Source organism: Lentzea alba (genome assembly GCF_047445655.1).
GTDB lineage: Bacteria > Actinomycetota > Actinomycetes > Mycobacteriales > Pseudonocardiaceae > Lentzea > Lentzea alba_A.
This window is the reverse complement of record NZ_JAJAEG010000027.1, coordinates 37,727-52,989: the sequence shown is the minus strand read 5'-3', so window position 1 is coordinate 52,989 and position 15,263 is coordinate 37,727. Positions and strand designations below refer to the sequence as shown.

Here is a 15,263-nt window from a genome sequence, read left to right as displayed (position 1 = left end):
GGACCAAGGCCCTCATTCGACGCATGCCTTGGGCCATCAGCGGATGCGCCACAACCAGCGGCTCCCCAGGCTCGTCGCCAGCAGCACGCCACCCGCCACGAGAAGCACCACGCCGCCTCCCGCCGCGCCGTCCGTCAGGTCCCACACCACTTCCGGCACCACGACCGTGGTGGCCACGACCCCCGCGACGAGCAGAACCGTGGTGCGCACACCGAGGTAGGCCGCGAAGCACGCGAGCGCGAGGCCGGCGGTGAGCAGATAGGTCAGGAGGTCCGGGCCGTTGCCTGCCAACGGTTGTTGTGCGCCGAACAGCGCGACCGCGGCACCGGTGGCGAGTGCGAGCGGTACCGGTCGCAGCACTCCGAGCAGGGCGAGGCACCCGCCGGCGAGGCCCAGCAGGAACAACGCGACGCCACCGGGAACCGAACTGTCCGGAATGAACTCGGTGACCCACGCGAGGACCGTGCTGACGGCCGCAGCGGCCGTGGTGAGGTACGCCAGCGCTGTTGGCACCACGGCGTAGGCCAGGATCGCGGCGGCGAGTCCCGCGGTGCTGCCGATGGTCACCTCGTGGGACGTCGCTGCGGCGCCCGAGGTGAACGCGGTAGTGATCGCGGCGAGCGAAAGCAGTGCGCTGACGACACGTCTGCGGTGGTGCTCAACGGTCCGCATCGCCGTGAGTCCACCGGCGACCACGACAGCCGCCACGACGAGCGCGACCGTGGTACCGCCGAGCACGGCGGCGCGGCCGAGCCGGGACAGGTCGTCCCACGACACTCCCAGCAGCAGCGCGGCACCACCGAGCACCAGGCCGCCGCCGACGTAGCCGGCGACCTCCGCGATCCGGTCGGCGACCCGTGACGGCGCCTGCGTGCCGGTGAGCGCCTCGCGCACGGCGGTCTCCTGGTCAGGCGACAGCACTCCCTGCGTCGTGAGCCGGTGCAGTGCCTCGTTCTGCTGTGGCTTCAGGTTCACGGCTTTCCCCTTCCCGATGCCAGATCTCCCGCACGACGAGCACGACGGGAACGGCGAACAACGCTCCGACGACGCCGGCCAGCACCACGCCGGTCGCGACGGCGAGAACGACGGTCAGCGGGTGCAACCGGACGACCCTGCCGAGCAGGAACGGTTGCAGGACCTCACCTTCCAGCTCCTGCACGGCCACGGTGAGCGCGAGCACGAGCAGCGCGGTCACCGGGCCACCCGTCACGAGCGCGACCAGCACCGCGGCACACCCCGCGACGAAAGCGCCCACGTACGGCACGAACGCACTGAGAAACACCAATGACGTCAACGGAACCACCATCGGCACGCCGATCACGGCGAGTCCGACGCCGATCGCCACGGCGTCCACGACGGCCACCGCCAGCGTGGCCCTGGTGAACCCGGACAACGCGTGGAAAACCCTCCGGCCGATGCCGTCGACGCGGTCGCGCAGGTGCACGGGCGCCGCGCGCAGCGCACCACGCCACAGCCGGTCGCCGTCGTAGAGGAAGAAGTACAGGGCGAACAGGCTGAGCACGACGCCGGCGAGCGCGGTGCCCAGCGCGGCCGCGGTCGCCGTGGCGCCACCGAGGATCCGCTCGCTCTGACCCGCGACCAGGTTCACGAGGTCGTTGAGAGCGGCGTCGATCTGCGGTTGGCTCAACGAAAGCGGACCGTGCACGAGCCAGTCGCGGCCTTTGCCGAGGGCGTCGCGCAGCGCGGCGCCCAGCCCGCCCGCGCCGCTGATCAGTGCGTCGACCGTGAAGGCGAGCAGGGTGCCGAGCGGCGCGAGCGAGGTGACCAGCACCAGTGCCGCGGCGAAGGCCCGTGGCACGTGATGACGGCGCAGCCAGGCCACAGCGGGCCACAGCAGCGCGGCCAGCAGGACGGCGACCGCCACCGGGATCAGCACGGCCGCGAGCGCCACCACGACACGCCATCCGACGTAGCCGAGCGCCAGCAGAACCAGGGCGGCCGCGCCGCCCCGGCTCCACCGGCGCAGGTTCCCGTTCACCGCTTCGGCTGGTTCGCGACCTCGACGGCGCCGAACAGCGCGGTGCCGTTGACGGTCAGCACCGGCGCGTCGTCGCTCAGGCCGTCGTTCTCGGTCTTGTCCACGATTCCGCCCATGAACGGCAAGCCGCCCACGGAGACGCGCCACCCTTCGGGCACGAGCACCTCGACACCGCCGAAGAGCGCGAACGCGTCGATGCTCGCCTCGCTGTCGACCTGCGCCTGGCGCAGGTCGAGCGTGGCACCACCGAAGATCGCGGAGACGTCGGCGTGCCGCAGGTGCTGCGTGCGTTCACGGGTCGTGGTACCGCCGAACACCGCGACCGGCGTGCGGGTGCCGTGGTGCCTGCGCAGCCCCACGAGCACGGCGATCCCGGCGCACGCCAGCACCGTCGGCCACAGGACGTCACCCGTGGCCCACCCGAGCGAACCCATCAGCAGCACCAGCCCGGCCAGCGTGATGACGACCGGGCCGAGCGAGGCACGGCGCTGCGCGGCCATCGCCACGAGACCGAGCCCCACCAGCGCGATCGGCCACCAGCGGCCCACGGCCGCACCGGAGTCGAGCACGTCGGTGGCGTCGAGGATGCCGAAGACACCGAGTGCCAGCAGCACCAGCCCCACCCACACGCGGACGGGTCTCACGGCTCCGGCTCCTCCGGCGCGTCGCCGGTGCGGCGGTCGACCTCGATGGTCCAGTCGCTCGCGATCGCGGCGACGGCGCCGATCGCGGTGACGACCGGGGCGGCGATCGCGGCGACGACACCTGCGGTCACCGGGATCTCCATGACGGTGTGCCCCTTGTCGTTCTTGAGGATCAGACGCCGGACGTTGCCCTCGTGAATGAGCTCCCTGACCTTCTGGACGAGAGCCTCGCCGCGCAGCCTGCTCACCTTGGTTTCCTGTTCCACGGTCATGTCTGTCTCCCTTCCACCTCCACGATCTCGCCAGGAACGCGGCGGGGGCAGTGACCTTCGGTCCTGTCCGGCCGGTCCTCGGTCCCCGTGACGAAACACACCTTGGCTTCTGCGACGAGCCCGGTGCCGAAGGGCAGGCTCTCCTTCAGCCGCCGAATTGCGAACAGGAAGGGGAACACGATGAGCACCAACGGTTACACGGCGAGGCACCGCGCGATGCTGCAGGCGATCGCTGACGGCCGTGGCGAACTCCTGTGCGGGCGCGTTCCCAGCCTCGCCGTCGACGGACTGTGGTGCGACTTCGTGGCCACCGGCCAGCTGTTCGCCGAGGGACTGTTCCGGCCGGCCCGCCAGGCCGCGTTCGGCGCGCAGGCACCCGCGGAGCTGACCACCTCCGGACTTCGCGTCCTGAGCTCGTTCGCGTGAGGAGACCGAGATGAAGTGGTGGCAGGATGAACGACGAGTGGGTCTCGCGGTCGGCGCCGTGGTGGTGCTCCTGGCCATCGTCGCGGCCGTGCTGGTCGCCGTGCGCGCGGATCGCACTGCGGCACCGTCGCCGGAACCGTCGACGACTCCGGCCCCGACCTCCACGACCGCGGCGGACACGACCAGCTTCGCCGTGTACTTCCACCAGGGCAGGCCGGACGATCCCCGCGAGGTGGTCGCGGTGCCGCGCTCGGTGCCGAAGACCGAGGCGGTCGCGACGGCGGCGCTGACGGAGCTGCTGCGCGGTCCCACCGAGGCGGAGCGGAAGGCCGGGTACTGGTCGATGTTCGAGGGCGAGACAGCGGGTGACCTCAAGAGCGTCCGCGTCGCAGGCGGTGTCGCCTACGCGGACTTCCTGGACTTCCGCGAGCTCATCCCGAACGCGACCTCCAGCTTTGGCAGTGCGGCACTGCTCGCGGAGCTCGACGCGACGCTCCAGCAGTTCCCGACGGTCAAGTCCACTGTGTACTCGTTCAACGGCGATGTGGCCGCCTTCTACCACTGGCTGCAGCTCACGCCGCCGTCCCAGGGCGAGGCCCAGGACGCGATCGGGGAGGCGAAGCAGTTCCTGCTCGCGGTCGCCGGCATGCGGGGCGTGTTCGCCGGAACGGTGCGCCGCACCGGCAACCTGGCGGAGGTCACCTGCTACCCGCCGGCCCCCGACGACGTGACCGTGCCGTCGACGGGTCAGCCGACGGTGGTGACGCTGCGCCGCGACGGAGGCACGTGGTCGGTCACCGGCACCAGCGCCGGGGTGATCCAGGTCGACGCGCCCCGCAGCGGTGACGTGCTCACCACGCCGTTCACCGCCACCGGTCGCGCGCACGTGTTCGAGGGCAACGTGACCGTGCGCGTCCTGACCGACAAGGGCGTCACCGAGATCGGCCGCGGTGCCGTGACCGGGGGAGGGGACGTGCTGCGCCCGTTCACCGGCGCGATCACCTTCGCCCAGCCGAACGGTGGCGGAGGGTGGGTGCTGTTCCAGGAGTTCTCGGCTGCGAACGGCGACGTCGTGCTCACCACCGCGGTGCGGGTGGGGTTCGGGGGCGCGCAGCCGACGGTGACCGCGAACGGGTGATGGTCAGGCCGGCTCGAACGCACCCGGATCGGCGCAGTACTCCCGCGCCGCGGCGGCGAACCGCACGGCCTGAGACCCGTCGTCGTAACGACGGTCGAATGTCGCCGTGATCCCGAGCACGGGCCGTGCCACGACCTCGCCGTCGACGACCACGGCCCGCTGCTCCACCGACCCCACCAGCCGAGCACCGGAATCCGGTAGTACGCGGCAAGAGGCGAGAACGCGCGGCACGCCCACATGCCGACCTAGGTGATCATCGCACCGCCGAACGCCTTACGCGGCAGGCCGATCGCCTTGAGGTCCAGTACGAGTCCCGCCGTGAGCCAGGCACCGCAGCGCAGCACCGGCCGCAACAGTCAGATCGGCAACCACCCGAGCACCGCCTTGACCTCGCCGAACTCCGCGTCGGTGCCGTCCGCGATCGCGGCGCTCCTGAGCTTCAGCTCCTCGGCGATGTCCACAGTGGACCTGTGCGCGACGTCGGTGATCGTCACACCGCTGAGCTCCTTGTAGCCGTGCACCGAGGTCGTGAAGAAGACGTCGATGGTCTCGCGGTCGTGCTCACGCTCGAACGCGACGCGCACCCGCAGCTCGGGAACTGGGGATCCGACGGCGGGCGCCACGCGAGCTTGCGCCACACCGGGAGCTTCCGCGAGGTCGTGGTCGTCTCCTTCTCGATCCCACCAGTGCGATCAGGGGCACGGTGAACACCAGCGACGCCAGCACGGCCAGCGGGCGCTGCAACCACCACATGAGGTCGGGGGCGCGGTCGTCGGAGATCTGCCGGGCCAGCACGACGTAGCCGAACGTCCTGGCGAGCGCCATGCCGGTGCTGTGGAACAGGAACAGCGGCAGCGCGAACGCGTTGACCGCGGTCACGATCCGCCGCGCGAGGTCGTTGCGCAGGAGCCGTTCCACGTGTGGACGGGTGACCTCGGCGAAGCCGATCTGGAAGGCGAGCAGGGCCACCAGCACGAACGTCGGCGGGCCGACGTTGGACAGCCGGTCGCCCGGCACACCGACCATGGAGCCGGGGTACAGCCCGGAGAACACCAGCCCCGCCAGGCCGAAGAGGCCGCCGGACAGCAGCGCCCACCCCGTTCGCCTGGTCAGCCGCTCGTGGAAGAAGCCGGCCTGATGCGCCAGCCACCACACCACGAGCATGTTGACCCAGCCGATCCAGGGCAGGTCGTAGCGGAACCTCAGCACGTCCACGAGCATCGCGACGCCGCCGAGCCACACCGGCACCAGCACGTCGAACCGCCGGTGCAGCCACGAGCTGAGCGGGACGAGCGTGATGAGCACGGCGTAGACGCCGACGAACCACAGCGGGCTGATGACCAGCAGCACAACGCCGCGCATCCACGGCAAGCCGAACACGGCGCCGGCGAGCGAGCCCAGCACCACCCAGGTGCCCAGCAGCGCGAGGGATGGCACCAACAGGTGCCGGACGTGCCGCCAGATGTACGCCCAGGCACCGTTCTCGCGGTCGCGGTCCCACGAGTGGCTGTGCACGCACCCGCCGACGTAGAAGAACACCGGCAGCACCTGCAGCAGCCAGGTCAGGATCCACAGCCCGGACAGGAAGCCGAGCGGGCTCGTCGGCACCGGGCCGTCCGGTGTCCAGCGCAGAATCGTGAAAGCCCAGTGCCACAACACAACGACGATCAAGCTCGCGCCACGCAGCCAGTCCAGGTACTCCTCTCGCGGGCGCATACTGGAAGAACCATGAGCCGTCGTATCGCGGCGTTGTTCGCCGCAGTCGTCCTTCTCGTCCTGGCCACCACCCTCGTCAACCGCGTCCTGCCCGGCTGGGCCTACCCGATCACCGGTGTCGTCACCACCGCCGGGTTGATCGGCCTCGCGTACTGGTCCGGGCTGCGCTCCGCCGCCATCGGACTCGACCGTGCGCATCTGCGTCGTGCGGGTCTCTTCGGGCTGATGGGCCTCGGCGTGATCGCACTCGGGTTCGGGATCGCGCTCGCGGTGCCGGCGCTGCGGACGTTCTTCCACGACGGCCGGGTGCACGACCTGGCGGTGGGGCCGCTGCTGTGGGTGATGCTGATCCGCATCCCGTTCGGCACGGTGCTGCTGGAGGAGGTCGCCTTCCGCGGCGTGCTGCCCGCCCTGCTCGGCGGTGGCGACCGCTGGCGCTGGGGGCCGGTGCTCGGGGCGTCGGCGCTGTTCGGGCTGTGGCACGTGCTTCCCTCACTGGCGTTGACGAGCAACGCCGCGGTCGGCGCCGTCTTCGGCGGTGCGTCGCTGGCGCTGGTGTCCGTGGTGGCGATGCTCGCCGCGGCGGTCGCGGGTGTGCTGCTGCTGTGGTGGCGGCACACCGGCAAAGGCGTGCTCGCACCCGCGCTGGTGCACCTCGCGACGAACTCCGGCGGTGTGCTGGTCGCCTGGTACGTCCTGTCGTCAGCGTGATCCGCACGCGGCCGTTCGGGCAGGGCCCAAGTGCTCGCCCCGAGCGGGACGCCGGGCCGTGTCGGAGCGGGACCGGAGTTGCTGCACTGGGTTCATGGACCTCCTGAGCCCGCTCGACGCGGCGTTCCTCGACATCGAGGACGCGGATCCGCACGCCTCCCTCGCGATCGCCTCGGTGGCGGTGGTCGAAGGACCGGTGCCGTCCCACGACGAGTTCCTCGCGCTGATGCGGGCGAAGCTGCCCGTGCTGCCGCGCGCCCGCCAGAAGCTCGTCCGCGTCCCGCTCGACCTGGGCACGCCGGGCTGGCAGGACGATCCGGCGTTCAACCTCGCCTACCACGTGCGCCGCACCGCGTTGCCCACGCCGGGTGGTGACGCGGAGCTGTCCGCGCTGATCGCCCGCGTCATGGGGCAGCGACTGGACCGCGACCGCCCGTTGTGGGAGTACTGGGTGGTCGAAGGACTCGAGGGCGGCCGCTGGGCGATCGTCGCCAAGGTGCACCACTGCCTGGTCGACGGCGTGGGCGGCACGATGCTCTACGACGTGATGTACGGCGACGCACCCGCACCGGAGCCCGCTCCGGAGCAGGAGGCGGGCCTGCTGTCGTTGCTGGGCGCGGTGGTGAGTTCCCCGGTGCGCTCCGCGCGGCTGGTCGTGTCCGCGGTGAGCGGCCTCGTGTCGCTCGTGGGCTCACTGCTGCCGGTGCACGCCTCGTCGCTGTTCGGGCCTCTCGGCTCCGCACGGCACTACCGGATCGTCCGCGCCTCGCTGGCCGAGGTGAAGGAGGCCGCGCACACCTTCGGCGTGACCGTCAACGATGTCGTGCTCGCGGCGGTCAGCTCGGCGTATCGCGCCGTCCTGCTCGCACGGGGAGAAGAGCCAGACCCGGAGAGCGTGCGGACGATGGTGCCGGTGTCGGTGCGCGGCGACCGCCGGATGGACAACCAGGTCAGCCTCCGGCTGGCGTTCCTGCCGGTCGACACCGAGCATGTCGTCGACGCGCTTTCGGTTGTGCACCAACGGTTCGCCGCGCTGAAGAAGGGCAACGAGGCCGAAGCGGGGCACGCGGTGACCGAACTCGCGCGGCACGAGCCGTTCGCGCCGCTGTCGTGGAGCATCCGGTTCGGCGCGATGCTGCCGCAGCGCAGCATCGTCACGGTGACCACGAACGTGCCAGGACCTGGGAAACCGCTGAAGGTGCTGGGCCGCCGGATCGTCGAGATCCTTCCCTACGTGCCGATCGCCGTGCGCATCAGGACGGGCATCGCGGTGCTCTCGTACGCCGACCGGCTCACCATCGGCATCACCGCCGACTACGACAGCAACCCGGACGTGGACGTGCTGGCAGGAGCGTTGCGCGACGCCATCGCCGAACTGGTGAGCGCGGCGGTCCGTGTCACGCCGTCACCGCCCGCCGCAACCGCCAGGCGCCGAGCACGAACAGCACGACCGCGAACCCGAGCAGCACGCCCAGGTGCGGCGCCACGGTGAGGAGATCGCCGCCGCGGCGGGTGAGCGCAGCGAATCCGTCGGCCGCCCAGCCGTGCGGCGTGGTGAAGGCGACGGTGTGCAGCGCGGGGCTGAAGAACTCGATCGGCACCATGCACCCGCCGAACGCCGCGAGGCTCAACCCCAGCAGGATGCCCGCACCCGTGCTCTGCTGCTGAGTGCGGCACAACGAGCCGACCAGCAGCCCGGCACCTCCGGAGACCAGGGCGAACGCGCCCAGCAGTGCGGCAGCGCCGAGCGGGTCGCCCCAGCGCACGCCGAACAGCAGCGCCGAGCCGACGAGCACGATCAGCCCCTGCAGCAACGCGATCGCGACGCGGCCGAGCGCCTCACCGGCCACCACGACACGGGCCGGCGTCGGGGTGGCGAGCATCCGCCGCGTGACACCGAGAGCGCGGGACTCGACCAGCGCGGCCGAGGTGGTGAGCGCGTTGAGGAACGTGAACAGCACCAGCTGGTTGGCGGCGCCGAGGTCGAAGCCGGAGAATCCCTGGGGGAACAGCGCCTCGCCCGTGGTGCCGGTGCGGACCTCGACCGGCTCCACCCGGATCGAATCCACAACGGACAGTGCGGTGGCCTGGTCGAGCCCGGTGTGGGACGCGACGAAATCACCTGCGGCGGAACGGTTCGCCTCCCGCGTCAGCGTCGTCGTGACGAGCATCCGCAACTGCTGGCCCGTCCGGTCGGGCCGCACCAGCATCCGGGGCGTGTCCTCGTTCGCCCGCACCAGACCTGCGCTGACCTCGCCGTGCTCCACGGCGGCGCGCAACGCGGCCTCGTCCGGGAAGTCCTTGACCCGCAACGCGGGCTCGGCGCGCAGCGCCCCGGCGTCGCCCACCACCCCGAGCAGCGGCGTGGTCGCTCCGCCGAACGACGCGCCGATGATGAAGACCAGCATCAACGGCAGCGCCACCAGGAAGAACAGCCCGGTGCGGTCGCGCGTCACGCGCCGCAGGTTCACCCACGCGATCGAGAGGACCTTCACGGTCGCACCACCTTCCGGAACAACACCAGGGCGACGGCACAGGTGACCGCGGCGAACGTGGTCATGGCGGCGACCGAGGGCAGCACGGCGGCGACCCCGCCACCGGCCAGGTCGGCGAGCCCGCGCAGGAACCAGCGGTGCGGCGTCACGAGACTGAGCACCTCCAGAGCGCGACCCGCCTGTGCCACCGGGAAGAACGCGCCGCCGAGCGCACCGAGCACGATCGCGACGACGGCCTGCCAGCCACCTGCCTGGTCCGCGGTCTTCGCGAGGGCGGCCACGACCGCCATCGCCCCGGTGGCGGCCAGCACCCCGGCGAGCACCAGCAGCCCGACGCCGGCAGGATGCCCCCAACGTGCGCCCATCAGCAACGAGGACGCCACGATCAGCACCGTCATGCTCAGCACACCGATGACGACGCTCGTGAGCAGCTTGCCCGCGAGGATCGACGACCGGCGCACGGGCGCGGCGAGCAACCGCGCCAACGTGCCGATGCGGCGCTCGTCGAGCAGACCGGTGACACCGGACTGGACGGCGAAGAACAGGAAGAACACCGCCATGCCCGCCGCGTACTGGGTCTTCGGGTCGAGCTGCCGGCGGCTGGTGGTGTCCTCGGCGACGACGGTCGCGGGCAGCCCGGCCGCGGCCTCGGCGGCGAGCTCGGCCGGCTCGGTCGTCACTCCGGAGTGGACGGTTGCCGCCACCGCGACCCGCACTGCGGCCAGGCGGCCGGTGTAGGTCTCGGCGAGCGAGCGCGCGACCTGGGTGCCGGTCGGCGCGTCGACGTCGCCGATGACCTCGATCCGTGCCGCACGACCCGCGACGACGTCCTCGGTGAGGCCCTCCGGCAGGAGGAACGCCGCCGTCGCCTCACCTTTGTCCACCATCGCCCTGGCTTCCGCCGCGGATGACGCGGTGCGGATCTCGATCGCGCCGCCCGCCGCCGCACCGCGCAGCACCTCGTCGGTGAACGTCGTGGCGATGACACCGCGGTCGGCGTCGGCGACCGCGTAGCGGAACACCTCGCCGTCGCCGCCGATGTTGCCCAGTATCAACGTGAACACGCCCGCGAGACCGAGCGGCAGCACGAGCGCGAGCACGTAGGCGGTGCGGTCGCGGGCTCGTTCGCGCAGGTCGCGCAGGGCGATCAGCAGTGCGTGCCGCATGGTCACTCCCGCAGTGCTTTGCCGGTGAGGTGCAGGAAGACGGTCTCCAGGTTCGGCTCGTCCACCTCGACGGAGCGCACCACGACGCCGTTGGAGGTGACCGCGGAGAGCACGAGGGGCAGGCATTCCCGCGCGTCGTCGACGACGAGTTCGAGCCCGTTCCCGTGCACCGCCACGCTCTTCACGTCGCGGATGTCGCCGAGCATCGTCGCGGCGTGGGCGAGATCCCCGTCCAGCAGCAACGAGATCCGGTCCCGTTCGCCGAGCTGTTCCACCAGCTCCCGGCGGGTGCCCTCGGCGACGAGCCGGCCGGAGTCGATCACGCCGACCCGGTCGCAGAGCCGTTCGGCCTCCTCCATGTAGTGCGTGGTGTAGAGGATCGCCATGCCCTCGGCGGCGAGCGCACGGACGTTGTCCATGATCTGGTTGCGGCTCTGCGGATCCACTCCCGCGGTGGGTTCGTCGAGCACCAGCAGACGTGGTTCGTGCAGCAGCCCGATCGCCACGTTGAGCCGCCGTTTCATCCCGCCGGAGTACTCGCGGGCCAGGTCGCCCGCCCGATCGGTCAGACCGACGACGTCGAGCACGTGGTCCACACGGGAACGGGCGGCGCCGTAGAGGCTCGCGAAGAACCGCAGGTTCTCCCGGCCGGTGAGGTCGGGGTAGAGCGCGAGCTCCTGTGGCACGTAGCCGACCAGCCGTTTGGCGGCGATGGCGCTGGTGGACATGGGTTGGCCGGCGACGACCACCTCTCCGGCGTCGGGTTCGAGCACACCGGTGATCATCGAGATCGTGGTGGTCTTGCCCGCGCCGTTGGGTCCGAGCAGACCGTAGGTCTCTCCTTCGGCGATCGCGAACGAGACGTCGTCGACCGCCTGGACGTCACCGAACCTGCGGCTCAGGCCGGAGCATGAGAGGACCGTCATGGTGCGCTCCTTCCAACGGGACCACGACGACGGGGCAACGGGAGTGCCTCATGCAGTAGCTCGTGACGGAGCTCATCACCAGCACGCCCACCTTGTGGTAGCCGTGCCCGCCGACGACCAGGCACGCAGCGTCGGCGGAGCGCTCCACGAGCACGGGGCCGGGCACACCCTGCGGCACCTCGGTGTCGATGCGGACGTCCGAGGCGGACGTGCCGAGTGACTCCAGCGCCGCCTCCAGGTCGCGGCGGTGCGTCGCGCTGAACGGATCGACGCCCTCGTCGAGCGAGGGGTTCAGTTGGCAGACCGACAGCGCCAGCACGGACGCGTTGGTGCGCCTCGCTTCCGCGACGGCCCAGGCGAGCGCGGCCCGCGCGGCGGGGGAGCCGTCGACGCCGACGACGATGCGGGACTTGTCGTTCATGAGCTGCTCCTCGGGTGGGTTCGCTGATCAGCTTGCCCAGTGCCCGACCTCGTCGCGCAGAGCCCTTCGTCCCGTGAGGGCACCGGCTTTTGCACGTGTCGCGGGCCCACGGTCCGGATGAACGCTGGTCAGGCAGGTACCCGACGACTCGCGGAGGATTGTCATGCGCGAACCCACCGTGGCCTCACTGATGACCGCCGAGGTCATCGGTGCGAGCCCCGACACCCCGTTCCAGGACCTCGTGCGACTGCTGGAGGACAACAGGATCAGCGCGGTGCCGGTGGTCGAGGACGACCGGCCTGTCGGCGTGGTCTCCGAGGCCGACCTGCTGCCGAAGGAGGAGTTCCGCGCGGGCGCCGAGGAGCGTCCTGGACTGTTCGCCGGACACGCGGAGAAGCACCGCTGGGCGCAGTCCGCCGGGCTGACCGCGCGAGATGTCATGACCTCGCCGGTGCGGACCGTGACCCTGGACACCCCGGCGAGCAGGGCGGCCCGCGAGCTCGCGGTCGCGGGCGTGCGCAGGCTGTTCGTGGTCGACGACAACGGTGTGCTGGTGGGCGTGCTGTCCCGCCGTGACCTGCTGTCGCTGTACGTGCGGGAGGACGCCGACCTGCGCCGCGAGATCAAGGACGAGGTGTTCGGCCGGGCTCTGTGGGTCGACCCGCTGGGCATCGGCGTCGAGGTCTCCGCGGGTGTGGTCACGCTGAGCGGCCGGCTCGAGCAGCGCAGCCAGATCGAGATCGCCGAACACCTCGTGCGGACGACCCCCGGTGTCGTGGACGTCGAGAACCACCTCCGGGCGGAGTGGGACGACACGAAGCCGAAGCGCCAGACCGAGATCTTCGGCTGATGGGCGGCTCGATCGTCGTCGGAGTCGACGGCTCGCCGGTCTCGATGGCGGCCCTGCGCTGGGCCGTGGACGAGGCCGTGCTACGTGACTGCGACGTGGCAGCGATATCGGCGTGGCACCGCGACAAGGGCCTCGTCTCGGGCCCCATGTCCGCCGAGATGGCCGTGCAACTGTCGGACGGGCACATGAAGTCCCTTGGGCAGAAGGTCCTGGACGAGGCGATGTACGACATCGGCAACGTCGGTGTGCGCATCCGTCCCGTGCTCGCCGAGGGCGATCCGCGCGGCGTGCTCGTGGACGCGTCCGCGGAGGCGGACCTGCTCGTCGTCGGCAACCACGGGCACGGCGTGGTCGCCGAGGCACTTCTCGGTTCTGTCAGCGCACATTGCCTGCACCACGCGGCCTGCCCAGTCGTGGTCGTGAAGGAGGAGAAGATCGGATGACCAGAAAGCACTGGAGCGAACTGACTCCGTGGCAGCGCAGGACGGCGGTGGCCACCATGGTGGCCGAGGTCGCCCTCGCCGGGGCGGCGTGGACCGATCTGGCACTGCGGCCCGCGGAGTTCGTCCGTGGCCGGAAACTGTGGTGGGCGCTGGTGATCCTGGTCAACTTCGTCGGCCCGATCGCCTACTTCCGCTGGGGCAGGAGGACCTGATCCCGCGGCTCGGTGGTCGTGCGAAAGGCGGTGCGGAGGTTCTCCTCCGCACCGCCTTTGCGATGACCGCTCAGGATGCCTTGGCGGCCTTGCGGCGCTTGGGCGACACACGCCGGCCGTGGCCGAGCACGGTGTGCAGCAGGCCGATGCCCGCTACGAATCCGAAGTCGTACCAGTTGCCGTTGTTGCGCACCTCGTAGATGTTCACGTTGTCGGTGAACAACGAGATCATGAACGTGACCGGGTAGATCAGCCCGTGCCACACCCCGCGCCAGAACCCCGCGACCGTCACACCGTCCACAGAGGACACCGCGTTCGGTCCGGCCGCGCAGGCCGTGGCCACGAGCGCCACGGCCGCGAGCACCACCCACGTCCGGCGGGCCATCGCGACTCAGTCCTTCTGCCGCGGCCGGAGCACGCGCACCACGACCAGCAGCGCGGCGACGGCCACCGAGCCTGCGACGGCGATCAGCCGGTTCACGTTGACCGCGGGCCTCCAGTGCAGCTCGCCGTGGTCGATGACGTAGGCGCCCGCGGGCTTCGCGGTGAGGCCGAAGCCCCCGCTCTCACCCTCCTTGCCCTTCTCGTCCCGCCCGGTGCCGCCACCCGCGCCGCCTGCGATGGTGGCGGCGGCGATGACGGTGATCCCGTCCCGTTCGACGGGCTCGGCGTAGACGGTGCGCGCCTCCAGCGAGTCCTTGGTCCTGCCGATGATCTCGTCGATCTTCATCGTCGCTCCTTCGACGTCGGGCTGACGCTTCCAGCCTCGGCGGTGGCACCGTGAGCGAGACAGGGCCGCAGGTCCCCGCGCTGGTGAGCCTCAAGCCACTCGGCCGTGGCCCATCGCGACACGGGTCTGTCCGGCGATTTCGAGGTCTTCCCTGGCCGTGACGACCCACACCCCGACAGCCGAACCGTCCCGGCTGATCCGCCCAGGCCCGGTGTTGCGGCCCGCGTCCACTCCGATGCCGAGGAACTCCAGCCCGGCAGCGGCGTCGGCCCGCAGCACGGCGTCGTGCTCACCCACGCCACCGGTGAAGACGAGCAGGTCGATCCCGCCGAGCGAGGCGGCCATCGCGGCGATCCCCTGACGCAACCGGTGCACGTACACCTCGACCGCGAGCACTGCCCGCCGGTCGCCGGCCGCGGCGGCTCGGCGCACGTCGCGCAGGTCGCCGCCGACCCCGGACAGACCCGCGAGCCCCGCGTGATGCTCCAGCCCGTCCTCCAGTTCGTCGAGGGACAGTCCAGCCCGCTGCAGCCACACCAGCAGACCGGGATCGACGTCCCCGCTGCGGGTCGCCATCACCAGGCCCGCCAGGGGAGTGAAGCCCATCGTCGTGTCCGCCGAACATCCACTTGCGACGGCCGTGAGCGACGCCCCGGCACCGAGGTGACAGCTGACCACTCGAGCGTCCGGTGTGCCGGCCAGCTCCGCCGCGCGCCGGGAGGCGTAGGAGTGCGACAGCCCGTGGAACCCGTACCTGCGCAGCTCCCACTTCCGTTGCCAGGCAGCGGGTACCGCATATGTCGTTGCGGCAGCTGACATCGTGGTGTGGAACGCCGTGTCGAAGCAGGCGACGTGCGGGACCGTGGGCAGCAGCTCGCGCGCGGCGTCGATGCCGGCCAGTGCGCGAGGCTGGTGCAGCGGCGCCAGCGCGGTGAGGGCTTCAATCTCGTCGCGCACCGAGTCGTCGATCACGGTCGCGCTGGTGAAGGCCGATCCGCCGTGCACGACCCGGTGCCCGACCGCGTCCACGGGCGGCGCGTCGGCGAGGAAGTCCCGAAGCGGACCGGTGTCCCCCTGCCAGCGCTCGACGTGGTGCTCGGCGAGAACGGTGCCG

Annotated in this window: 22 protein-coding genes; 7 read left to right on the top strand and 15 right to left on the bottom strand. The window is 71.1% G+C overall.

Translation table 11 applies throughout. The features are described 5' to 3' along the window. Positions 1 to 36: 36 nt before the first annotated feature. Genes LFM09_RS36145 through LFM09_RS36125 form a run of 5 tightly spaced genes read right to left on the bottom strand, consistent with a single transcriptional unit; the run spans position 37 to position 3,094 of the window. Positions 37 to 975, bottom strand: a complete 939-nt coding sequence (locus LFM09_RS36145; protein ID WP_414101096.1) for a hypothetical protein — start codon at positions 973 to 975, stop codon at positions 37 to 39. Further along, on the bottom strand, positions 908 to 1,999 hold the full coding sequence (locus LFM09_RS36140) for an AI-2E family transporter (RefSeq protein ID WP_414101095.1): 1,092 nt from the start codon (positions 1,997 to 1,999) through the stop codon (positions 908 to 910). The genes LFM09_RS36145 and LFM09_RS36140 overlap by 68 nt, the downstream gene beginning before the upstream one ends. After that, a complete protein-coding gene (locus tag LFM09_RS36135; RefSeq protein ID WP_414101094.1) occupies positions 1,996 to 2,643 on the bottom strand; it encodes a LiaF transmembrane domain-containing protein in 648 nt (215 codons plus the stop codon). The genes LFM09_RS36140 and LFM09_RS36135 overlap by 4 nt, the downstream gene beginning before the upstream one ends. After that, complete coding sequence (locus LFM09_RS36130) at positions 2,640 to 2,915, bottom strand: DUF4342 domain-containing protein (protein WP_414101093.1); 276 nt, start codon at positions 2,913 to 2,915, stop codon at positions 2,640 to 2,642. Before LFM09_RS36130 ends, LFM09_RS36135 begins: the two co-directional genes overlap by 4 nt. After that, positions 2,912 to 3,094 (bottom strand): hypothetical protein, encoded by a 183-nt coding sequence (locus LFM09_RS36125; protein ID WP_414101092.1) that lies wholly within the window; start codon positions 3,092 to 3,094, stop codon positions 2,912 to 2,914. Before LFM09_RS36125 ends, LFM09_RS36130 begins: the two co-directional genes overlap by 4 nt. A gap of 1 nt (position 3,095) precedes the next feature. On the opposite strand from LFM09_RS36125, the gene LFM09_RS36120 reads away from it, so the two are divergent. Together LFM09_RS36120 and LFM09_RS36115 are read left to right on the top strand one after the other, a co-directional pair. Next, the gene (locus LFM09_RS36120) at positions 3,096 to 3,341 is read left to right on the top strand and encodes a hypothetical protein (protein ID WP_414101091.1); all 246 of its coding nucleotides are present in this window, start codon (positions 3,096 to 3,098) and stop codon (positions 3,339 to 3,341) included. Positions 3,342 to 3,351: 10 nt separating this feature from the next. Then, positions 3,352 to 4,479, top strand: a complete 1,128-nt coding sequence (locus LFM09_RS36115; RefSeq protein ID WP_414101090.1) for a Gmad2 immunoglobulin-like domain-containing protein — start codon at positions 3,352 to 3,354, stop codon at positions 4,477 to 4,479. A 3-nt stretch (positions 4,480 to 4,482) separates the two neighbouring features. Here LFM09_RS36115 and LFM09_RS36110 read toward each other — a convergent pair whose 3' ends face one another. The 3 genes from LFM09_RS36110 to LFM09_RS36100 form a co-directional block, all read right to left on the bottom strand. Continuing rightward, positions 4,483 to 4,647 carry a 2-oxo acid dehydrogenase subunit E2 gene (locus LFM09_RS36110; RefSeq protein ID WP_414101089.1) on the bottom strand — a complete coding sequence of 55 codons (165 nt, stop codon included), beginning with the start codon at positions 4,645 to 4,647 and terminating at the stop codon, positions 4,483 to 4,485. A gap of 188 nt (positions 4,648 to 4,835) precedes the next feature. Continuing rightward, on the bottom strand, positions 4,836 to 5,063 hold the full coding sequence (locus tag LFM09_RS36105) for a hypothetical protein (RefSeq protein ID WP_414101088.1): 228 nt from the start codon (positions 5,061 to 5,063) through the stop codon (positions 4,836 to 4,838). Further along, on the bottom strand, positions 5,041 to 6,195 hold the full coding sequence (locus LFM09_RS36100) for an acyltransferase family protein (protein ID WP_414101087.1): 1,155 nt from the start codon (positions 6,193 to 6,195) through the stop codon (positions 5,041 to 5,043). The genes LFM09_RS36105 and LFM09_RS36100 overlap by 23 nt, the downstream gene beginning before the upstream one ends. Before the next feature lie 12 nt (positions 6,196 to 6,207). On the opposite strand from LFM09_RS36100, the gene LFM09_RS36095 reads away from it, so the two are divergent. Next, positions 6,208 to 6,906, top strand: a complete 699-nt coding sequence (locus LFM09_RS36095; RefSeq protein ID WP_414101086.1) for a type II CAAX prenyl endopeptidase Rce1 family protein — start codon at positions 6,208 to 6,210, stop codon at positions 6,904 to 6,906. Positions 6,907 to 7,000: 94 nt separating this feature from the next. Then, positions 7,001 to 8,398, top strand: a complete 1,398-nt coding sequence (locus LFM09_RS36090; RefSeq protein ID WP_414101085.1) for a wax ester/triacylglycerol synthase family O-acyltransferase — start codon at positions 7,001 to 7,003, stop codon at positions 8,396 to 8,398. Here the strand turns inward: LFM09_RS36090 and LFM09_RS36085 are convergent. Genes LFM09_RS36085 through LFM09_RS36070 form a run of 4 tightly spaced genes read right to left on the bottom strand, consistent with a single transcriptional unit; the run spans position 8,304 to position 11,914 of the window. Next, positions 8,304 to 9,401 (bottom strand): ABC transporter permease, encoded by a 1,098-nt coding sequence (locus LFM09_RS36085; protein WP_414101084.1) that lies wholly within the window; start codon positions 9,399 to 9,401, stop codon positions 8,304 to 8,306. The two genes, LFM09_RS36090 and LFM09_RS36085, sit on opposite strands and share 95 nt — an antisense overlap. After that, positions 9,398 to 10,567: an ABC transporter permease gene (locus LFM09_RS36080; RefSeq protein WP_414101083.1), complete on the bottom strand. Its 1,170-nt coding sequence runs from the start codon at positions 10,565 to 10,567 to the stop codon at positions 9,398 to 9,400. Before LFM09_RS36080 ends, LFM09_RS36085 begins: the two co-directional genes overlap by 4 nt. Before the next feature lie 2 nt (positions 10,568 to 10,569). Continuing rightward, the gene (locus tag LFM09_RS36075; protein ID WP_414101082.1) at positions 10,570 to 11,493 is read right to left on the bottom strand and encodes an ATP-binding cassette domain-containing protein; all 924 of its coding nucleotides are present in this window, start codon (positions 11,491 to 11,493) and stop codon (positions 10,570 to 10,572) included. Further along, the gene (locus LFM09_RS36070) at positions 11,450 to 11,914 is read right to left on the bottom strand and encodes a universal stress protein (protein ID WP_414101081.1); all 465 of its coding nucleotides are present in this window, start codon (positions 11,912 to 11,914) and stop codon (positions 11,450 to 11,452) included. The genes LFM09_RS36075 and LFM09_RS36070 overlap by 44 nt, the downstream gene beginning before the upstream one ends. Before the next feature lie 163 nt (positions 11,915 to 12,077). On the opposite strand from LFM09_RS36070, the gene LFM09_RS36065 reads away from it, so the two are divergent. Genes LFM09_RS36065 through LFM09_RS36055 form a run of 3 tightly spaced genes read left to right on the top strand, consistent with a single transcriptional unit; the run spans position 12,078 to position 13,419 of the window. After that, positions 12,078 to 12,764: a CBS domain-containing protein gene (locus LFM09_RS36065; RefSeq protein ID WP_414101080.1), complete on the top strand. Its 687-nt coding sequence runs from the start codon at positions 12,078 to 12,080 to the stop codon at positions 12,762 to 12,764. Further along, positions 12,764 to 13,207 (top strand): universal stress protein, encoded by a 444-nt coding sequence (locus LFM09_RS36060; protein WP_414101079.1) that lies wholly within the window; start codon positions 12,764 to 12,766, stop codon positions 13,205 to 13,207. Before LFM09_RS36065 ends, LFM09_RS36060 begins: the two co-directional genes overlap by 1 nt. Beyond that, the gene (locus LFM09_RS36055; RefSeq protein ID WP_414101078.1) at positions 13,204 to 13,419 is read left to right on the top strand and encodes a PLD nuclease N-terminal domain-containing protein; all 216 of its coding nucleotides are present in this window, start codon (positions 13,204 to 13,206) and stop codon (positions 13,417 to 13,419) included. The genes LFM09_RS36060 and LFM09_RS36055 overlap by 4 nt, the downstream gene beginning before the upstream one ends. Before the next feature lie 70 nt (positions 13,420 to 13,489). Here LFM09_RS36055 and LFM09_RS36050 read toward each other — a convergent pair whose 3' ends face one another. From LFM09_RS36050 to LFM09_RS36040, 3 genes are all read right to left on the bottom strand, one after another. Beyond that, a complete protein-coding gene (locus LFM09_RS36050) occupies positions 13,490 to 13,804 on the bottom strand; it encodes a hypothetical protein (protein ID WP_414101077.1) in 315 nt (104 codons plus the stop codon). A gap of 6 nt (positions 13,805 to 13,810) precedes the next feature. Continuing rightward, positions 13,811 to 14,149, bottom strand: a complete 339-nt coding sequence (locus LFM09_RS36045) for a sporulation protein (protein WP_414101076.1) — start codon at positions 14,147 to 14,149, stop codon at positions 13,811 to 13,813. A 90-nt stretch (positions 14,150 to 14,239) separates the two neighbouring features. Continuing rightward, positions 14,240 to 15,263 (bottom strand): acetate/propionate family kinase (locus tag LFM09_RS36040; protein ID WP_414101075.1); only part of this gene is annotated, 1,024 nt, incomplete at its 5' end.